Raw genomic sequence first — 877 nt, 5'->3', positions numbered from 1 at the left:
GCAACGGGGAATGGATATGAATCTGACACGTCGCTCGCTTCTGGCCACAGCCGCCGCCGCCCTTGCCGCGCCGCTGACCGCGCCGCGTTTTGCCTTTGCGCAGGAAGGCCCGATCAGGATCGGCGTCCTGCATTCGCTGTCGGGGACCATGGCGATTTCTGAAACCACGCTGAAAGACACGATGCTGATGCTGATCGAGGAACAGAACGCCAAGGGCGGCGTGCTGGGCCGACAGCTTGAGGCGGTGGTGGTCGACCCGGCCTCGGACTGGCCGCTGTTCGCGGAGAAGGCCCGTGAGTTGCTGACGGTTTCGAAGGTCGATGTGATGTTCGGCTGCTGGACCTCCGTCAGCCGCAAATCGGTGCTGCCGGTCATCGAGGAACTGAACGGCCTGCTGTTCTACCCGGTGCAATACGAGGGCGAGGAATCGTCGAAGAACGTATTCTACACCGGCGCGGCGCCGAGCCAGCAGGCGATTCCGGCGGTGGATTACTTCCTCAACGAGTTGGGGATCGAGAAATTCGCTCTCCGAGCTACCGATTACGTCTATCCGCGCACCACGAACAACATCCTTGAAAGCTATCTGAAGGCCAAGGGCATCGCGGCCGAAGATATCTTCGTCAACTATACCCCGTTCGGCCACAGCGACTGGTCAAAGATCGTGGCCGATGTGGTGGCGCTGGGGGCCGGTGGCAAGAAGGTCGGCGTGGTTTCCACCATCAACGGTGACGCCAATATCGGTTTCTACAAGGAACTGGCCGCAGCGGGCGTCACCGCCGACAAGATCCCGGTCGTGGCCTTCTCGGTCGGCGAGGAAGAGCTTTCGGGGCTGGATACCACCAACCTCGTCGGCCATCTGGCAGCATGGAACTATTTC

General features: G+C 61.1%; 1 protein-coding gene. It reads left to right on the top strand.

The annotated features are described in order from the left end of the window. Positions 1-16: 16 nt before the first annotated feature. Positions 17-877, top strand: an 861-nt coding sequence (locus PKE99_RS39155; protein WP_271215078.1) for a transporter substrate-binding protein, incomplete at its 3' end; no start/stop codon positions are given.

This window comes from Pseudonocardia halophobica, from assembly GCF_027922425.1.
Lineage (GTDB): Bacteria > Actinomycetota > Actinomycetes > Mycobacteriales > Pseudonocardiaceae > Pseudonocardia > Pseudonocardia halophobica.
The sequence above is the reverse complement of the archived record's forward strand: the minus strand, read 5'-3'. Positions and strand labels throughout refer to the sequence as shown.